General features: G+C 46.8%; 16 protein-coding genes and 3 tRNA genes. 8 read left to right on the top strand and 11 right to left on the bottom strand.

Features of this window, described 5'->3' with window-relative positions; all coding sequences use genetic code 11:
* Window positions 1–36 precede the first annotated feature (36 nt).
* Window positions 37–1,218 (bottom strand): thiolase family protein, encoded by a 1,182-nt coding sequence (locus AC3RV5_RS07900; RefSeq protein ID WP_489731388.1) that lies wholly within the window; start codon window positions 1,216–1,218, stop codon window positions 37–39.
* 246 nt (window positions 1,219–1,464) lie between these two features.
* Here AC3RV5_RS07900 and AC3RV5_RS07895 point away from each other — a divergent pair, with 246 nt between their 5' ends.
* The 6 genes from AC3RV5_RS07895 (at window position 1,465) to AC3RV5_RS07870 (ending at window position 8,501) form a co-directional block, all read left to right on the top strand.
* Complete coding sequence (locus AC3RV5_RS07895; RefSeq protein WP_489731387.1) at window positions 1,465–1,860, top strand: MerR family transcriptional regulator; 396 nt, start codon at window positions 1,465–1,467, stop codon at window positions 1,858–1,860.
* Entirely contained in the window at window positions 1,857–3,026 is a 1,170-nt protein-coding gene (locus AC3RV5_RS07890) for an isovaleryl-CoA dehydrogenase (protein WP_489731386.1), read from the top strand. Before AC3RV5_RS07895 ends, AC3RV5_RS07890 begins: the two co-directional genes overlap by 4 nt.
* A 112-nt stretch (window positions 3,027–3,138) precedes the next feature.
* The gene (locus AC3RV5_RS07885) at window positions 3,139–4,746 is read left to right on the top strand and encodes a carboxyl transferase domain-containing protein (RefSeq protein ID WP_489731385.1); all 1,608 of its coding nucleotides are present in this window, start codon (window positions 3,139–3,141) and stop codon (window positions 4,744–4,746) included.
* Window positions 4,747–4,759: 13 nt separating this feature from the next.
* The gene (locus tag AC3RV5_RS07880; RefSeq protein ID WP_489731384.1) at window positions 4,760–5,563 is read left to right on the top strand and encodes an enoyl-CoA hydratase/isomerase family protein; all 804 of its coding nucleotides are present in this window, start codon (window positions 4,760–4,762) and stop codon (window positions 5,561–5,563) included.
* Window positions 5,560–7,584 carry an acetyl/propionyl/methylcrotonyl-CoA carboxylase subunit alpha gene (locus AC3RV5_RS07875; protein WP_489731383.1) on the top strand — a complete coding sequence of 675 codons (2,025 nt, stop codon included), beginning with the start codon at window positions 5,560–5,562 and terminating at the stop codon, window positions 7,582–7,584. The genes AC3RV5_RS07880 and AC3RV5_RS07875 overlap by 4 nt, the downstream gene beginning before the upstream one ends.
* Before the next feature lie 5 nt (window positions 7,585–7,589).
* Complete coding sequence (locus tag AC3RV5_RS07870) at window positions 7,590–8,501, top strand: hydroxymethylglutaryl-CoA lyase (RefSeq protein WP_489731382.1); 912 nt, start codon at window positions 7,590–7,592, stop codon at window positions 8,499–8,501.
* Between the two features lie 82 nt (window positions 8,502–8,583).
* Here the strand turns inward: AC3RV5_RS07870 and AC3RV5_RS07865 are convergent, their stop codons facing one another.
* The 3 genes from AC3RV5_RS07865 to AC3RV5_RS07855 all read right to left on the bottom strand — a co-directional run bounded on the left by AC3RV5_RS07865 (window position 8,584) and on the right by AC3RV5_RS07855 (window position 10,707).
* A complete protein-coding gene (locus AC3RV5_RS07865) occupies window positions 8,584–9,003 on the bottom strand; it encodes a hypothetical protein (RefSeq protein ID WP_489731381.1) in 420 nt (139 codons plus the stop codon).
* A 136-nt stretch (window positions 9,004–9,139) separates the two neighbouring features.
* Window positions 9,140–9,682 (bottom strand): SRPBCC family protein, encoded by a 543-nt coding sequence (locus AC3RV5_RS07860; RefSeq protein WP_489731380.1) that lies wholly within the window; start codon window positions 9,680–9,682, stop codon window positions 9,140–9,142.
* A gap of 74 nt (window positions 9,683–9,756) precedes the next feature.
* Window positions 9,757–10,707, bottom strand: a complete 951-nt coding sequence (locus tag AC3RV5_RS07855; RefSeq protein WP_489731379.1) for a helix-turn-helix domain-containing protein — start codon at window positions 10,705–10,707, stop codon at window positions 9,757–9,759.
* A gap of 236 nt (window positions 10,708–10,943) precedes the next feature.
* Between AC3RV5_RS07855 and glgC the strand changes: the two genes are divergently transcribed.
* The gene (glgC, locus tag AC3RV5_RS07850; protein WP_489731378.1) at window positions 10,944–12,206 is read left to right on the top strand and encodes a glucose-1-phosphate adenylyltransferase; all 1,263 of its coding nucleotides are present in this window, start codon (window positions 10,944–10,946) and stop codon (window positions 12,204–12,206) included.
* A 58-nt stretch (window positions 12,207–12,264) separates the two neighbouring features.
* On the opposite strand, the gene AC3RV5_RS07845 is transcribed toward glgC, so the two are convergent.
* Entirely contained in the window at window positions 12,265–13,065 is an 801-nt protein-coding gene (locus AC3RV5_RS07845) for an alpha/beta fold hydrolase (RefSeq protein WP_489731377.1), read from the bottom strand.
* Window positions 13,066–13,229: 164 nt separating this feature from the next.
* Window positions 13,230–14,555: a spinster family MFS transporter gene (locus AC3RV5_RS07840; RefSeq protein ID WP_489731376.1), complete on the bottom strand. Its 1,326-nt coding sequence runs from the start codon at window positions 14,553–14,555 to the stop codon at window positions 13,230–13,232.
* A gap of 246 nt (window positions 14,556–14,801) precedes the next feature.
* Between AC3RV5_RS07840 and AC3RV5_RS07835 the strand changes: the two genes are divergently transcribed.
* Window positions 14,802–15,611 (top strand): acyl-CoA thioesterase, encoded by an 810-nt coding sequence (locus AC3RV5_RS07835; RefSeq protein WP_489731375.1) that lies wholly within the window; start codon window positions 14,802–14,804, stop codon window positions 15,609–15,611.
* Window positions 15,612–15,628: 17 nt separating this feature from the next.
* Here AC3RV5_RS07835 and AC3RV5_RS07830 read toward each other — a convergent pair whose 3' ends face one another.
* The 5 genes from AC3RV5_RS07830 to ybgF all read right to left on the bottom strand — a co-directional run bounded on the left by AC3RV5_RS07830 (window position 15,629) and on the right by ybgF (window position 18,398).
* Window positions 15,629–16,474: an HDOD domain-containing protein gene (locus AC3RV5_RS07830; protein WP_489731374.1), complete on the bottom strand. Its 846-nt coding sequence runs from the start codon at window positions 16,472–16,474 to the stop codon at window positions 15,629–15,631.
* Between the two features lie 584 nt (window positions 16,475–17,058).
* Window positions 17,059–17,134, bottom strand: a tRNA-Lys gene (locus tag AC3RV5_RS07825).
* A gap of 69 nt (window positions 17,135–17,203) precedes the next feature.
* A tRNA-Lys gene (locus tag AC3RV5_RS07820) sits at window positions 17,204–17,306 on the bottom strand.
* A gap of 36 nt (window positions 17,307–17,342) precedes the next feature.
* Window positions 17,343–17,418, bottom strand: a tRNA-Lys gene (locus AC3RV5_RS07815).
* A 245-nt stretch (window positions 17,419–17,663) separates the two neighbouring features.
* A complete protein-coding gene (gene ybgF / locus AC3RV5_RS07810) occupies window positions 17,664–18,398 on the bottom strand; it encodes a tol-pal system protein YbgF (protein WP_489731373.1) in 735 nt (244 codons plus the stop codon).
* Window positions 18,399–18,409: the final 11 nt, after the last annotated feature.

The raw sequence follows: 18,409 nt of genomic DNA, 5'->3' as shown, positions 1-18,409 counted from the left end.
AAGATGGAACGCCTGATGACAGGGTGATTATAAAAATTAGACTAATTCCACGGCTATAGCGGTCGCTTCTCCACCACCAATACAGATCGCGGCGACCCCTTTTTTCAATTTATTCTGCTTTAAAGCGTGCAGCAAGGTAACCAGAATACGTGCGCCGGACGCCCCTATGGGGTGACCTAATGCACATGCCCCGCCTTTCACATTCACCTTATTTGGATCTAGCCCTAGTTTGCGGATAGCCAACATAGTGACCATGGCGAACGCTTCGTTGATCTCAAATAAATCCACATCCTCTTTCTGCCAGCCTGTTTGGCTGAACAACTTTTCCATGGCCCCCACAGGCGCCACCGTAAAATTTTCCGGCTCTATGGCATGAGAGCTGTGCCCCACGATGCGCGCCAAAGGCTGTAAACCAAGTTCCAGTGCCCTACTTGCACTCATGACCAACAAGGCGGCGGCACCATCTGAAATTGAACTGGAATTCGCGGCAGTAACTGTGCCGTCTTTAGTAAAAGCCGGACGTAAGCTAGGTATTTTTTCTGGCTTGGCGTTTCCAGGTCCTTCGTCCTGTTCGACCACCACATCACCTTTTCGTGAAGACACCGTTACCGGACAAATTTCATCAACAAATAAACCATTTTCTATAGCCTGGCTGGCTTTAGACAAAGACGATAACGCAAAGTCATCCATTTGCTGGCGGTCAATCTGTTCACTGTCGGCTGTGGCCTGGGCGAAACACCCCATAGCTTGACCATCATAAGCGTTTTCCAAGCCATCTAACATCATATGATCCAGCACTTGACCGTGCCCCATGCGATATCCACCCCGGGCTTTGGGCAACAAATAGGGAGCATTACTCATGCTCTCCATACCCCCCGCCAATATAGTCTGGGCGGTACCGGCTTTAATTAAATCGTGAGCTAACATCACCGCTTTCATTCCCGAGCCACACACCTTATTGATAGTGATCACCCCGGTAGATAGCGGCAAACCTGCTTTGAGTGACGCTTGGCGAGCAGGGGCTTGTCCCAGGCCGGCTGGCAATACACAACCCATGATCACTTCATCGACTGTCACCGCGCTACCGCCCGCGGTATCCAAGGCCGAACGCAGGGCACAAGCTCCCAGCTCAGTAGCGGAAACACCGGCCAAGGTTCCCATAAACCCCCCCATAGGGGTGCGTTTTGCGCTGACGATAACCACTGAATCTTGCTCCATACTCTATCTCTCCTCTCTAATGTATTTTTAAGTAATGTGGGGGGTAACTATAGCGCTGCTATCCTATTGAATAAACACCCTTAACGTACAGGATCCTTAACGCTAACAATTTCCCTGCGTGAGTTAAATCTACACTGGTTGTTGACGAGATGTTACCCATACTTTACCTTTACGTTAACTTACTCTTTACGTTAACGTAAAGAGCTGTTGCTCAAACAACTCAAAAAATTGTAATAAGGCCGCAGTATGACGCATAAAATTTATACTATTGGGGAGTTATCCAAAGAGTTGGATATCACCTCTCGCTCCATTCGTTTTTACGAAGAATCCGGCTTGCTTTCACCTCAGCGAAACGGACAAAACCGGGTGTATGGTAAAAAGGATAAAGTCAGGCTTGACCTCATACTGCGAGGCAAACGCCTGGGATTTTCACTGGCGGAAACCAAAACCTTATTTGAGCTGTATGACAGTCATCAAAATTCTAAAATACAGCTGGAAGCCATGTTGAGTATGACCACCGAAAAACGCACACACATGTTACAACAGATGGAAGACATCAAGGCCTTGATGAACGAGCTGGATGAAGTTGAAGCGCGTTGCAAAGAGGAATTAACCATATTACAGCGAGGACAAATCGCATGAACACTGCTTACCCCACTCTTAATTTTGGCCTAGGTGAAGATATCGATATGCTCAGAGAGCATGTGTATAATTTTGCTCAAGGCGAGATAGCCCCCCTAGCCGACAAGGCCGACGTGGATAATGCATTTCCTAACCAATTATGGCCCAAACTTGGCGAAATGGGTTTGCTCGGTGTGACAGTTGCAGAGCAGTACGGCGGCTCAAATATGGGATATCTGGCCCATGTGGTAGCCATGGAAGAGGTCAGCCGGGCATCAGCCGGTATCGGTCTTAGCTATGGGGCGCACTCCAATTTATGTGTCAACCAGATCCATAAAAATGGCTCACAGGCTCAAAAGGAAAAATACCTACCCAAGTTGGTCAGTGGAGAACATATCGGTGCGCTGGCAATGAGTGAGCCCAACGCAGGCTCCGACGTGATAAGCATGAAATTGCGTGCTGACAAACGTGGTGACCAATACATACTCAATGGCAACAAGATGTGGATCACCAATGGCCCGGACGCCCATACTTTCGTCATCTATGCCAAAACCGATATCTACGCCGGTGCCAAGGGCATGACGGCCTTTATCGTAGAGCGCGGCACCCCGGGATTTAGCCATGCCCAAAAACTAGACAAATTAGGTATGCGCTCGTCCAACACCTGTGAGTTGGTATTTGAAGATTGCGCCGTACCCGCAGATAATATCATCGGCCAGGAAGGCTCAGGTGTCAAAGTACTGATGAGCGGCCTAGATTATGAACGGCTGGTATTATCCGGTGGTCCTCTGGGTATCATGCAGGCCTGCATGGATATAGTGGTGCCCTATATTCATGATCGAAAACAATTCGGTCAATCCATCGGAGAATTTCAATTGGTGCAAGGCAAAGTCGCCGATATGTATACCCAGATGAATGCGGCACGCGCCTATGTTTATGCCGTTGCCCGTGCGTGCGATCGCGGTGAAACCACCCGCAAAGATGCGGCCGGAGCCATACTTTATTCCGCCGAACTGGCGACTAAAATGGCGTTGGATGCGATCCAGTTACTAGGCGGCAATGGCTATATCAATGAATACCCCACTGGCCGTTTATTACGTGATGCCAAATTATACGAAATTGGTGCCGGCACCTCGGAAATTCGCAGAATGCTGATTGGCCGTGAATTGTTCAAAGAGTCGAGTTAATTTGTTCACCGCACAAAAACTAAATTAAAACGACATAAATATGCAACCCACAGCTGTCAGGCTTAAATACCCTTAGTACCTGAGCCTGACACTGTTTGATTGGAGCAACAACGTGCCCCGCATCATTAGTAAAATAAATCCAAAAAGCCAAGAGTTTGTCGATAACGCTGCCCACATGCGTGTGCAATTAGATGATTTGCAAGCAAAAATCGCAGAGATCTCCCTCGGTGGCGGCGAAAAAGCCAACAAACGCCATACCGACCGAGGCAAGTTATTACCCCGTGAACGCATCAACGCTTTGTTAGACCACGGCTCGCCTTTTCTGGAACTGTCGCAAATGGCTGCCTGGCAGGTCTATGAAGATCATGTGCCCGCTGCTGGGGTAATTGTCGGTATTGGCCGGGTCTGTGGCGTGGAATGTATGATAGTGGCCAATGATGCCACGGTTAAAGGCGGCACCTATTATCCGTTGACCGTAAAAAAACATCTGCGAGCCCAAACTATTGCCCAGCAAAACAACCTACCATGCATTTATTTGGTTGATTCTGGAGGGGCTAACCTGCCCCGCCAGGACGAAGTATTTCCGGATCGGGAACATTTTGGGCGTATATTTTTCAATCAGGCAACCATGTCAGCTCAGAACATTCCGCAAATTGCCGTGGTCATGGGCAGTTGCACCGCTGGTGGTGCCTATGTTCCTGCCATGGCGGACGAATCTATTATTGTGAAAAACCAAGGCACTATTTTCTTAGGGGGTCCGCCGCTGGTCAAAGCCGCCACGGGTGAAGTAGTCACCGCAGAGGAACTTGGCGGTGGAGATGTACATTGTCGCACCTCAGGAGTAGTGGATCATCTGGCCAATAACGACCATCACGCTTTGCAGATCGCCCGGGATGCGGTGACCAGGCTCAATCGCACCAAGCCGTTAACACTGGATATGAAAACCCCGGTGGATCCTGTTTATGCCAGCGATGAAATATACGGTATTGTGCCCAAAGACAGTCGTCAATCCTATGACGTGCGGGAGATCATAGCACGCATAGTCGATGCCTCAGAGTTTGATGAATTTAAGGCCCTGTATGGCAATACGCTTATTTGTGGTTTCGCCCGTATTTTTGGCTACCCCATCGGGATAATCGCCAATAACGGGATCCTGTTCGGGGAGTCGGCCCAAAAAGGCGCCCATTTTATCGAGCTCTGTGCTCAACGGAAGATCCCATTGGTATTTTTGCAAAATATCACCGGCTTTATGGTTGGCAAACAATATGAAGCCAGTGGTATCGCCAAGCACGGTGCCAAGATGGTGACCGCCGTAGCATGTGCCCAAGTGCCAAAATTTACCGTGCTTATAGGTGGCAGTTTCGGTGCCGGCAACTATGGTATGTGCGGGCGAGCTTACGATCCTCGTTTTATGTTCATGTGGCCCAATGCCAGGATCTCGGTTATGGGCGGTGAACAAGCAGCCGGCGTATTGTCGCAAGTTAAACGAGCTCAATACGAACGAGCCGGGCAAGACTGGACTGAGCAGGAAGAACAAGCGTTCAAACAGCCTATAATTGATACCTATGAACATCAGGGTCACCCCTATTATGCGTCAGCACGTTTATGGGATGACGGGGTAATCGATCCTGCCGATACGCGTTTTGTTTTGGGTTTGTCCATTTCAGCCAGTCTAAATAAACCAATTGAGGACACCCAGTTTGGGGTGTTCAGAATGTAAGGATATAGCGATCATGTCCCACAACACTTGTGAAGAAAACGTACTTTGCCATATCGATGAACGCGGGGTGGCCACCGTTACCCTTAATCGTCCCGAGATCCACAACGCCTTCGATGATAAATTAATCGCCAGTCTGACCCAAATCTTCAAACAGTTAGCACAAGACAACAAGGTGCGAGTGATGGTGTTGGCCGCGAAAGGCAAGAGCTTTTGTGCAGGTGCAGATCTGAACTGGATGAAACGCATGGCCAGTTACAGTTATCAACAAAACCTGGCGGACGCCACCGCCCTGGCCAATATGTTGCTCATATTAAATACTATGCCCAAGCCAACCATCGCCCGAGTGCAAGGAGCGGCCTTTGGTGGTGCAGTGGGTCTGATTGCTTGCTGTGACATGGCGGTGGGTAGCAAGCTCAGTAAATTCTGTTTGAGTGAAGTAAAACTAGGTTTGATCCCTGCCACGATCAGCCCCTATGTGATAGATGCCATAGGGGCGCGACTGGCCAGGCGTTATTTCACCACCGCAGAGGTGTTTTCATCTCGTCGTGCCAGACGCCTTGGGTTGCTCAGTGAGGCGGTTACCGAGGAAGAATTAGATTCCACAATTGAAGCATTAATTAGTCATATTCTGTCCAATGGACCTTTGGCAGTGGCCGCTGCCAAACAGCTGATATTCGATGTTAAGGGCAGCCAAACCGATGAGGAACTGGTGGAAAAAACCAGCTTGCGTATCGCCACAACCCGGGTATCAGAAGAAGGCCAGGAAGGCCTGAGTGCCTTTTTACACAAACGTCGTCCAAACTGGTTTATCTCATGATTAAAAAATTACTGATCGCCAATAGAGGTGAAATTTGTTGCCGAGTTATCAAAACAGCCAAACGCATGGGTATCGCCACAGTTGCGGTCTATTCTGATGCCGATGCCCAAGCTTTACATGTCAAACTCGCCGATGAGGCCATCCATATAGGGCCATCCCCTTCCAAATTAAGTTATTTGCAAGTGGATACTATTATTGAGGCAGCCAAGCGCACCGGAGCCGACGCCATCCACCCGGGATACGGCTTTTTATCGGAAAATGCTGAATTTGCTCGCTTGTGTGCGCAAAACAACATTATTTTTGTCGGCCCGCCGGTGGCGGCCATCGAGGCTATGGGCTCTAAATCTGCCGCCAAAAATATTATGTATCAAGCTAACGTTCCTCTGGTGCCTGGCTATCACGGCGACGATCAGTCAGCCGACCTGCTTAAAAGTCATGCCGATAAGATGGGCTACCCTGTGTTGCTCAAAGCTGCCGCTGGTGGTGGCGGGAAAGGCATGCGTCAGGTTTGGCAAGAGGAGGAATTCATGGATGCGCTGGCCGCTGCGAAGCGTGAGGCCATGTCTAGTTTCAATGACGATATCATGCTGGTTGAAAAATATTTAACCCAGCCACGGCACGTTGAGATCCAAGTATTTTGCGATCAGCATAACAATGGCGTGTACCTGTTTGAGCGAGATTGCTCGGTGCAACGACGTCATCAGAAAATCATCGAAGAGGCTCCTGCCCCTGGGATGAGTGATACCCTGCGCCAACAAATGGGTGAAGCCGCACTTAAAGCCGCTAAAGCCATTAATTATGTGGGTGCCGGCACAGTTGAATTTTTGCTCGATGTTGATGGTCAATTTTATTTCATGGAAATGAATACCCGTTTGCAAGTAGAGCACCCGGTAACCGAAATGATCACCGGGCAAGACTTGGTGGAGTGGCAATTGCGGGTCGCCGCCAATGAAACGCTGCCGTTAACCCAAGATAGTTTGCGAGTGAACGGCCATGCGTTTGAAGCCAGGATATATGCCGAAGATCCGGACCACGAATTTCTACCTGCAACGGGCACGTTAAACTTGTTAGTCACGCCGACCGAGTCAAACCATATCAGGATTGACTCTGGCGTGGTTCAAGGAGATGAAGTATCCGTCTATTATGATCCCATGATCGCCAAACTCATTGTTTGGGACGAGGATCGCGATAAGGCTTTGGCGAAGTTGATCTCAGCTTTAGGTCAATATCAAATTGATGGTGTGGTGACCAATATCGGTTTTTTACGTAATTTGGCCAGCACCGCCGCTTTTAAAGCGGCGGATGTAGACACCGGATTTATCGACAAACATCGCGAGGAAATTTTTCATAATACCAAGCTTGCCGTTGAAGACTTGTTACCCATAGCAGGGATGTATGTGGCCATGCACCAGTTAGTGTGTAATCCACTGCGGCTCCAAGATATCACTTCGCCGTGGAATGCGGGTAATGACTGGCGACCCAATCAGACCTTTATCCAAGCTTTGACCCTAGAGGTCGAGCAGCAGCATTACAGCTTAACCATTCAACGGGTGACTCATACTCACCCTGCCCACAATGCAGAGCAGCATTTTATCATCGAATTAAACGGCTGCCGCTACCAATGTTACGGCGTCTTATCGGGGCAACATTTTATGGCCACTCTTGGCGGCCATAAACAGGCGGTAAGCGTGAGTCAAAACCTGGATGACTACTGCCTATTCACCGGTGACCGAACCTTGCGTTTTCGCCATATAAAGGCGGATTTGGGTATCAATGATGAGGCAGACTTAGGACACGGATTCAGCGCGCCAATGAACGGTACAATCGTGGCGTTACTGGTTGAACCCACCCAGCAAGTAGTGAAGGGCCAGGCCTTGATGATTATGGAGGCGATGAAAATGGAACATAGTATCAAAGCCCATCATGCCGGGCATGTCAGTGAGTTTTTCTACCAGCCTGGTGAATTGGTGGCCGGCGGTGCTGCATTGCTTACCTTCGAAAACTGCAGCGAGCAGGAGTAACATAAATGAACCTGGATGTTTTACCCAAACGCGTAAAAATTGTTGAAGTCGGCCCCAGAGATGGTTTGCAAAATGAGCAACAAATCATAGACTTCAAGGCCAAAGTCACGTTGATAGAACAACTGGCCAATGCGGGATTACGTTTCATTGAATCAGGAAGTTTTGTGTCCCCGAAGTGGGTGCCACAGATGGCTGACAGTAAGGAGGTATTTACCAGCATTAAACGTAAAGCCGGTGTCACCTATGGGGCTTTAACGCCTAATTTGCATGGGTTCGAAGCTGCATTGGCAGCCGGAGCCGACGAAGTAGCCATATTTGGTGCAGCCTCCGAAGCCTTTTCGCAAAAAAACATCAACTGTTCAATCGAGCAAAGCTTGGCGCGTTTTATACCTGTTATCAAGGCGGCCAAACAACACAATATTCAGGTGCGAGGTTATGTGTCCTGTGTTTTGGGTTGTCCGTACGAGGGATATATTGCTCCCCAGCAAGTAGCCAAAGTGGCTAAAGCACTGCTGGATATGGGCTGTTATGAAATATCTTTGGGGGATACGATAGGGACCGGCACGCCCGTCGCGACCCAGAGTATGTTAAAGGCGGTACTGGAAGTGGTACCGACTAACCAATTGGCAGTGCATTTTCACGACACATACGGCCAGGCCTTGTCCAATATTCTGGTCGCTCTACAGCACGGAATTGCGGTTATCGACAGTGCAGTTTCAGGTTTAGGTGGCTGCCCTTATGCCAAAGGTGCAGCGGGTAATGTTGCCACGGAAGATGTCATCTATATGCTTGACGGCATGGGAATAGAAACCGGAGTAGATCTCGCTTTGCTAGCCGAGGCGGGGCAGCATGTTATGCGCCAACTTGGTCGGACACCCCAGTCAAAGGTGGCTCAAGCGTTAAACAAAACAAATTAAAACCCGAGACAACTGATCACGACAGGCGTTTTTCGCGAAGCGATGTTCGCGCTGCGATGTACACGATCAGCTTGTTACCGGGTTATTTTTCATTTTGCGTTTCGCGTATGATTTTCTGGACCAGCCACCACTTGCCTTGTTCTTTATTTGGAAAGAAACGAAAGGTTTCCCCCGCCTGTTCAAAGAGCGAACTGAGGTGACGCTTGGCAAACTCTGGGGAATTTGACTCTTCGACTACTATAGCGGTTGCCACCCTGCCCTGTTTTCGTTGTTCTTTGATTGACTCGGCTAAAAAATTTGCCGCATCCGGCACGTAAATTGGGTCTCCATGCAAGACAACCAATACTCCCCAGGGCCCCTGTGCTAAACGGCCTAACAACGGCAATACTCGTAAGCCTGAATCGGTTACCGATTCAAGGTTCCATGGACCGTATCCTTCCACTATCAATATATTATCAACAACGTCTAAATCTATGCTGCCGTGCAATGGAAATTTGCTCATATATCTCCTTGAGGTCTGCTAAAAAGAGAGCCAATCTAGCATTTATAATTCAAATTTTTATCATCATATAAAATAATGGCCGGTAGGATACCAGCCGAGACAAAACAAGGCAAAATCGTAATTTTAAAACACACCATTAATTATGCTGAGGCTGAATATCCGTTTCAGATATCACCTTTAAATTATCCAACCCCGTTTGCAAATCACCGCCTATCATACTATCCATGAAAAACGCGAAGTAATGGTAAAGCGGGTTCGCACCTACATCGCCGTAATCTCGCCAAGTCACCAGAGTCTGTCCTTCGCTTTGGGTGAACACCAGCTCTCCCGTGGAGCCCATTTCCATGTCGATAAAAAATAACGAATAAATAAAACGTTGATTTTCTTCTATACCAATGATCTCCATCCGGCCATTTCCTTGGCTTTCACTTATCCAGGTGGATTGCGAACCGACTGCAGATCCAGGGCCTGAATAACTGACTTGCATATCGGGATCGTTTTTAAACCAAACCCCCCAACGTGGCCAATGGCGCAGGTTGATGACATGTTTAAAAATGGCTTCTGCTGGTGCATTAATTCTGACATCTCGTTCGACGGTATATTCCGATGGCAACAGAAAACCCACGCCAATGACCAGAATGACAATGCCAACTACACTCAGTGAAATTTTCTTAAACATGGCTAAAGTCCTTATTATTTTCAACGTTCCAGGCTCGTTACAATTAATTAACATAACTGCACGGATAATGCTAATTAAGCTGCCGGCATTTTCTGAGAAAATTGACTCTGATAATGACTTAGCGAAATTCCCACATACTTGTTGAAGTTAAACCTCAAGGTAATGCTATTTTCAAATCCGACCCTGCTTGCCAGGTATTCCAGGGACAAATTTTCTGACTCCATCAATCGTTTTGCCAATTCTACTCGCTGCTGGTTTAACCAAGATTTAGGACTCATCCCCAAGGACAGTCGAAAACGTCGATCAAAACTGCGTCTGGACATATTGGCCTGCTTGGCCAAATCATCCACACTCAAGGACTGGTTAATATGCGTGATAGCCCAATCCAGTGTTTTGCCAAACCCGCCGACCGCTTTTGTCAACGGGCTTTCTACATACTGAGCCTGACCACCACTACGATGAGGGGAAATCACTAATCTGCGTGCCACTTGATTGGCAATATTATGGCCAAAATCTTGCCTGACGATCTCCAAGCCCAGATCCAGGGCTGCGGCACTGCCGGCGGAACAAAAGATGTTTTTATCTTGGGTATAAAGAACATCCTTAACCAGGGTGGCTTGAGGAAAGCGTTCAGCAAAAGCTTTCTCGTACCGCCAGTGAGTGGTTGTCCGTCTGCCGTTCAATAATCCTAACTGAGCCAACAAAAAAGCCCCTGAACAAAAGCTGATGATACGTTTACCCTGCTGGGCAAAATCGACTATTTGTTGGGCTAAATCCAAACGCACATGCCGGTTACAAACATTCCAACCAGGGATAACCAAAGTATTATAATCACTCAGAGACTTAGCTGAATTCACCTCGATTTGCAGCCCGCCGGTTGCGCTAAGGGGCTTGGATTCAAAACTGACGATTTGAGTAGCGTACCAATCCTGATATTCGGGTCTGGGTAAGGCGAAAATCTCTATGGCACAGGCCAATTCGAAAGTCGCTACGCCTTCATAAGCCAAGATAGCTAACTGATACATAAAAACTCCCTCGAAAAGTGGCTTATTATTATGATTAGTTAAACTAACTAAGGCCAATTTAATCGTTGTTGTAATGAAAGTGTTAACATATTGTAAGTTCAACCTTTATTTAACCCAATCGGAAATTGAAATTCCTCAGGGCTCATGCCACACTGAGATTTAATTCGGGTAACTTCAAGACACATTTATTTCCACCTACTTCTAACGTTTTAAAATAAAAGAACGGAGTCAATCGTATGGCAAATGAAAGTCCACGTTATATTAGCAATCTGACCCGAGACACGTACGCACTCATATTAGCAGGCGGTCGAGGTTCCAGGCTTCATGAATTGACTGATTGGAGAGCCAAACCTGCACTGTATTTTGGCGGTAAATTTCGGATCATCGATTTTCCTCTATCAAATTGTATCAATTCCGGAATTAAGCGGGTTGGAGTGGTTACCCAATACAAATCTCACTCGCTGATCAGGCATCTGGTACGTGGATGGGGACACTTCAAAAAGGAGCTTGGTGAATCCGTTGAAATATTGCCGGCTTCTCAGCGGTTTTCCGACAATTGGTACGAAGGTACGGCCGATGCTGTATTTCAAAATATCGATATAATTCGCGACGAAATTCCCAAATACGTTATGGTTCTATCCGGTGATCATATTTACAGTATGGATTACGCTAATATTTTGGCTAACCATGTGGAGTCCGGGGCTAAAATGACGGTCAGTTGTATTCCCGTGCCCTTGGAAGAGGCGGCAGGTCAGTTCGGTGTGATGTCGGTTGATGAAAACTACCGAATTTTAGGTTTTGAAGAAAAACCTGAACATCCGGTACCCTTGCCTAATGATCCCACACGTTGCCTTGCCTCTATGGGTAATTATATTTTTGACACAGATTTTTTGTTCGAACATTTAAAACGCGATTCGGAAAAAACCGGTTCAGAACGAGATTTTGGCAAAGATATCATTCCCTCGATCATCAAGGACCATCCCGTTTACGCATACCCTTTTGAGGCAGATGGTGACAAAGGCGCCTATTGGCGTGATGTAGGTACCCTGGATTCATTTTGGCTAGCAAATATGGAGCTGGTATCGCCTAATCCTCCGCTTAATCTGTATGATAAAAAATGGCCTATATGGACCTATCAGGAACAGTTGCCACCCGCCAAATTTGTGTGGGAGGAATATAACCGTTGTGGTGCCGCTATCGACTCCGTGGTCAGTGGTGGTTGTATTATTTCCGGGGCGACAGTGCGTAAAAGTTTATGTTTTTCTAACGTAAGGGTACATTCTTTTAGTGAAGTAGAAGAATCGGTTTTACTACCTGATGTGGAAGTAATGCGTAACTGCAAGATTAAAAAAGCAATTATCGACCGGGGCTGTATTATCGCCGAAGGAACCGTGATAGGGCATAATCACGATGATGATCGCGCCCGGGGATTTCGGGTGACCGACAAGGGGGTAGTATTAGTCACCCGAGAAATGCTGGGGCTGCCGGTAGGCATATAAAGATATTTTAGATCGCCAAGCCCTCATTTGAGGGCTTTTTTATGTCTCTTTACTGTGCCTACCACTGCTCAATAGTATGTTGGATTAAATTGGCGGTTTCTTTCGGCTTTTCCAACGGAAACATATGCCCACCACCTGGCAATACCTGATGTTCCAGTTTATTACCACGAATAAATGGCGCAATCAATTCGGGCGTGCACACAGTCGTATGCTGACCGGTGACCAACAGAGCCGGGCATTGTAGCTGTCCATAAAAACGGTTGATGTTATGGGGGACATTACGAAAAATATTTGCTTCTACCTCAGGTTTGAAATTCAAATGATAATGATTGCCCTGCAGTTCCATGACCCCATTCACATAATCTTGGATACAGTCCGGATCCATATCTTTAAATAACGCACGTACTTTGAAGTATGCAACTATATCGGCGTTTTTATCCCATCGATTACAGCGTTTGACTGTCTTTCCTGCAGGGGTTAGCTTGTCGATAAGAGGGGTAGATTTAGACATTCTAAACAACAAACGACTCAAACCTGTCACTACGGGCGGATCTAACATGATCAACCCCTTAAATAACTCAGGTCTGGCACAAGCCGCCATGTACGAAATCACCCCACCAAACGAATGACCTACGGCGAAAACCGGTTCAGCACTTTTGTCCTGCACATATTCAATCAGCTCTGCTACCTGATTGGTCCAATTTGCGGAAATAGGAAAACGTGCAGCGTGACCAAATTTGTTGACGGCTAATACTTGATAGTTTTTCGGTAAGGCCGCAAAAATTTTATTATAACTACTGGCGGGAAAGCCATTGGCATGAGCAAAATGCAAGGTAGTGGTACTTTTGTCCTTAGACAATCATTTCTCCTTTAAAACTACATGCAGGATTTCTGCGGCCCACACTGTACAGCATGCCGGACGGAAAATTCAAAATATCTTGGTTTCTATGGATGACACAGGGCAAATGCCTCTGCGTTGTTAGCTATGGCTAAGCAGTCACCAAGGACACCATACTTTGCAAGCTAACCGTTGCGTTTTTCCGCGGCGGCCCAATCCCGAGGAATTTGTTTGGCGGTCCAGGCAAACGCGATAATGGCCATCACATAAGGCACCACCAGTGCCGACAACGAAAATCTGAGTGCCTCTACTTGCCCATACTCTGCGGTCAAAGACTTACTCAGTATACCGACAAAAGTTGGCCCCCCTCCTAAGGCAATAATGTTTAAAACAAAGAAAAATAAAGCCGTAGACATAGCCCGGACTTTGACGGGCGCCAGGGTTTGAGCCAGGGCAAATGAAGGACCCAGATAAAAACCGCTAGTAAACAACAATAAGGTTAATAAAGACAGGGAGGTATTTAAGTCCTGCACATGCACAGACAGCAAATACGCCGGCGCACCGATCAGTAATCCTATTGCAGGTATCCAGCCATAAGCACCTCGGTTAGATTTCCCCCATTTATCCGCCAATGTCCCCCCTAACCACACTCCACCGGCATATGCCGTTCCGTTGATAATGCCGATTTTGATCAACAGGCTGGTCAAATCCAGACCGGGGTGAGCGCGCAGGTAAAAATCGATCATCCAGGTTGAAATCGCATAACTGCCAAAGGAAGCTAGGGAGATCGCAATACACATGCCCCACCACGAACGAATACTTAACAGCGTTTTAATGGATGTCCATGAAGGCGCCGCTGCGGCGTTGGTTAATAGATTCCCTCCCCGTTTTGGCTCCCGCACAGTGAGTTTTAACAATATCGCGAGCAATACCCCAGGAATACCCACACTGATCATCACCAAGCGCCAATTGGCATCACCGCCTTTAAGAATGAAGGCTGAGGCAAAAAATGCCAGCATGATGCCAAAGGGGATCCCCAAAGAATAGATCGCCAGGGCGCCGGCACGTTTTTCCTTGGGATACAAATCGGAAATAATAGAATGAGACGGCGGGCTTCCTCCAGCCTCTCCGATACCAACTCCTACCCTGGCGAGCGCCAGTTGGGTATAAGTAGTAGCCATACCAGACAATGCGGTAAAACCACTCCACAAAGTTAACGAAACTGCCACTATGTTTACGCGACTGTAGCGATCAGCAAGCCAGGCGATAGGAATACCCAGCACTGTATACAATAGGGCAAAATAAATGCCTTTTAACCAACCTAACTGGGCATCGTTCAGATCCAGGTCTTTTTGGATAAACGGTGACAGAATGCCGATGATCTGACGGTCAATGAAATTAAACGCATAAACTAAGGTTAAAATGGTCAAAACATAGGTGCGATAACCTTTGCTGACCTGGTCAAAATCTTCACTCTCTTGTTTGCCTAATTCGGTACTCTGAACTGTCATAGCTGATCCATCTCGTTGGCCGATTGGTCGTAGTAATGATAGCCATACTAAGTCGGGGGTTAGCCTAATAACAAGTTATTTTGTTAAATAAATGTAAAGATAACAAGCTCTTATACACACTTATAAGCACCATAAATTGTAGGCATCAATTGTGGAATACAAGAATTTATACATGCTAGAATGATGGAACTTAGACATCCGACCAGTAGCGCGGTGCCCTGTCATTTACCTGGAATTAACTATCACATGCATATCGATGACTTAATTGCTTTAACCAAATGTTACATAACCTCCCCCACAGATAAACCCGCGTTAAGCATAACGAAAGACTGGGCTCAGGGAAGAACGGCGTACGGTGGAATAACCGGGGCGCTTGTCTACACTGCTATCAAAGAAAAAGTGACCCCGGATAGGGTCCTGCGCTCGTTCAATTGTAACTTTGTGGGTCCGCTCAGCACTGATACCCCATTTGACATTGAGGTGGATGTTTTGCGTCAGGGTAAAAATGTCACCCAAGCGACGGGCAAAGCAGTGCAAGAAGGGCGCGTCAGTGTGATGGTACAGGCCTGTTTTGGCGTGGCTCGTCCGTCAAAAATCAGCGTGGAAAATATGGACCGCCACGATATGCCCCAACCCACAAAGGCAAATTTCCTGCCGCAAATTCCTAAAATCATCCCCAAATTTTTACGCCACTTGGATTTAGCCAAACAAGCCGGTGGATTGCCATTTACCGGCAGCAAAGAGAGTAAAATAGATGGCTGGATGCGCTTTAGCAAAGCGCCCGTAGAAGTCAGCGATGCCCATCTGATAGCGCTGATAGACGGATGGCCCCCCACTACCCTGCAAATGCTCAAGTGGCCAGCGCCGACTAGTACAATGAGTTGGAACGTAGAATTTATTCACCCGCACCAAAGGTTCGATCCACTAGACTGGTTCGCATACCAGGTTAGAACTCGACAGGCGTCAGACGGTTACGCCAATACCGAAGCAAATATCTGGGATACCCAGGGGAAACTAATAGCCATCAGTAGACAAACCGTTGCGGTATTTGATTAGTCTGGCGAGTGCAACTATTAATAAATATTGAAGGTAGAGGGCCGAAAAATAGCCAGGGTACTGAGCAATTGCATATTGGTAAAGTCCAGAGCACCTTCTAAATCTTCTACATCCAGAGATAACGACTGGTATTGACTCTTGTCTATGTCATCCAGTGGCCCATAGATCTCGTTAAACACATTATTTAAGGAAAGAGTTCTGGCTAACTGCAAAATTCGCTCTTCCTCGTTCTGGGGAGCCGAGAGTGAATCATGCTGCTTGCTGATAGGACCGTAAATTTCTACCGGTATACCCCAAGCTTTCAACAACTCGGTACTGATATCTGAGTAGGCAAATCCCAAATGCCGTTGTTGCAATGCCAATGGACGCTGTTCGTGGGTATATTCGCTGCAAAGCTTAGCTCGCACGGGATCGAGTTTAACCACGGCCAATTCACCAATATTATGCAACAATCCACAAACAAAAAGTTTATCCGGGTTTTTGGCTGACGTCTCTTGTGCTAAATACTTAGCTAATAAGCCACAGCTGACACCTTGCTCCCAATACTGGCTAAAGTCGGTTTCTTCATTATCCATTTCTTTAAAAGCGTGGGAGATACCGTAGGCTAATACCAAGTCATATACGGAATCAGTACCAATAACCTGGATTGCCTTGTTAACCGTAGTGATAACCTTGGGAAATTTATATAACGCACTATTAGCAATTTTCAGGATCTGCGCCGCAATAATAGGATCATAATTGATGATGTCGGCCACTTCAGTTATGGATGCACAACCATCATCGATTAGCTGTTTGATCTTAGTCACCGCTTCTGGCAAGACGAACAGATCGCCTGCTTTTTCTGCGTACTGAACAGCATTCATAATCAATTATTTCCTTAATCTCTTGGTCGCTGGCTGTGGTAGTGTAATCGATGAATTTCCTAGTGTACAAGGGGAAACTTTGATCAATAACAGATTTACCGTCTTTGTTAGTAATAGCACGGCTAATGTGTAGCGAGGCAAACACTAGTGCGACTCGGACAGTAGAAACGGAATAAGCTCAGGTGGCAAGGGAAATAGTTTGAAGACGGGATAAAAACATACAGATCATGCTTGATACTGACGCAACTGAAGCGGGTCAAAGTCTGCCTGTGGACTGCGCATAAATTTACGCTCAAGAGAATAAGCCTGGTTTTCACCCTGCACCACACAAAGGTGAAGTAGGTGATAGCTAAATATTAAGCTTTAGGAAATTACTAAGATTTTCTACAGAAGATGGTGGGTCGTGCTGGATTACTCCGGACTTCCTGTCCTCCACCTCCTTTGGAGGCCATGCTGCGCATGTTCAAATTTGTTCCCGACAAATTTGTCGAACGGGCTGGTTCTCACCCTGCACCACAGAAAGGTGAAGTAGGTGATAGCTAAATATTAAGCTTTAGGAAATTACTAAGATTTTCTACAGAAGATGGTGGGTCGTGCTGGATTCGAACCAGCGACCAATTGATTAAAAGTCAACTGCTCTACCAACTGAGCTAACGACCCATCTAATTGAATTTTTAAAACCCAGCTACTGTGCTGGATTATTCCGGACGTCCTGTCCTCCACCTCCTTTGGAGGCCATGCTGTGCATGTTCAAATTTGTTCCCGACAAATTTGTCGAACCAGCGACCAATTGATTAAAAGTCAACTGCTCTACCAACTGAGCTAACGACCCATCTAATTGTGCTTGTGTACTTCCTAAAGATTTAAGTGGTGGGTCGTGCTGGATTCGAACCAGCGACCAATTGATTAAAAGTCAACTGCTCTACCAACTGAGCTAACGACCCATCTCAAATCTTCATTACCAGTTGTAACTGGCGTGCCCTGTGCGTCCTGCTTGCCTTGCTTGCTGCCTCACTGCAACGAGGCGGCATATAATACTCAATTGAAAACATCCTGCAACCTAAAAGTCAGGTTTATTTCGATAAATCAGACTGTTTGCTGAAAAAGCAAACAATTGCACCCAAATAGGTTTGTTTTTTAAACAACCCCTTGAAGTGAATATTAAAAAATAAATAATTATTTATTTTTATCACAGATCTTTGAGTTTTATTTCGGCTAATTTTCGAGCTGACGAGGTGGGATATTCAACGATAACTTTCTTCCACAATTGTTCTGCCCGAGCAATATTTGAGCGCTGTTGCTCGGCAATCCCCAACTTCAACATAGCATCTGCTCGTTTCGTGGAATCGGGAAAATGATTGATTAGCGCCTCAAACTGGGTCGTTGCTCCGGACCAATCCTGTTTATTAAACAATAATTGACCTAACCAATAATGGGCGTTAGAGGCATAACTGGAATTAGGGTAATTCTGTAAAAACGCCTGAAATTCAGGGATCGCCTCGTCGTAGCGTTTGTCTTTCAAGATCAAGTTGACCGCTTTATCGTAAGCCTGATCTTCGTTAAGGCTGGTTTGCATATTGTCGGTGGCGCCAGTATCCACCCCAGGGGCAGGACTTTGCAACATAACCGCTTCAATCCGCTTATCTATTTCTAAATAGAGTTCCCGTTGACGCTCCAGAATTTTTTCTAACTGGTAATTATGGGTCTCTATACTACCACGTAATTCATTGACTTCGTTTTGTAATATGTCCAGCTGTCCCTGCATCCGATGCTGTGCATCGGTACGCGTATTAAACATGCGTTCAAGGGTTGCCAGCCGATTCTCAGTACTGCCACTACTCACGTCTGCCACTGGAGCTGGAGCCGCATTTACTGCGGCTCCTAGTATGGTGGACAGAGTAAGCGCAATTATGCGTTTATTCATAGTACCAACTT

This window comes from Paraglaciecola sp. IT1134 (assembly GCF_058068185.1).
Note: the sequence above shows the minus strand (reverse complement) of the source record. Positions and strands in the feature narration are given on the sequence as shown.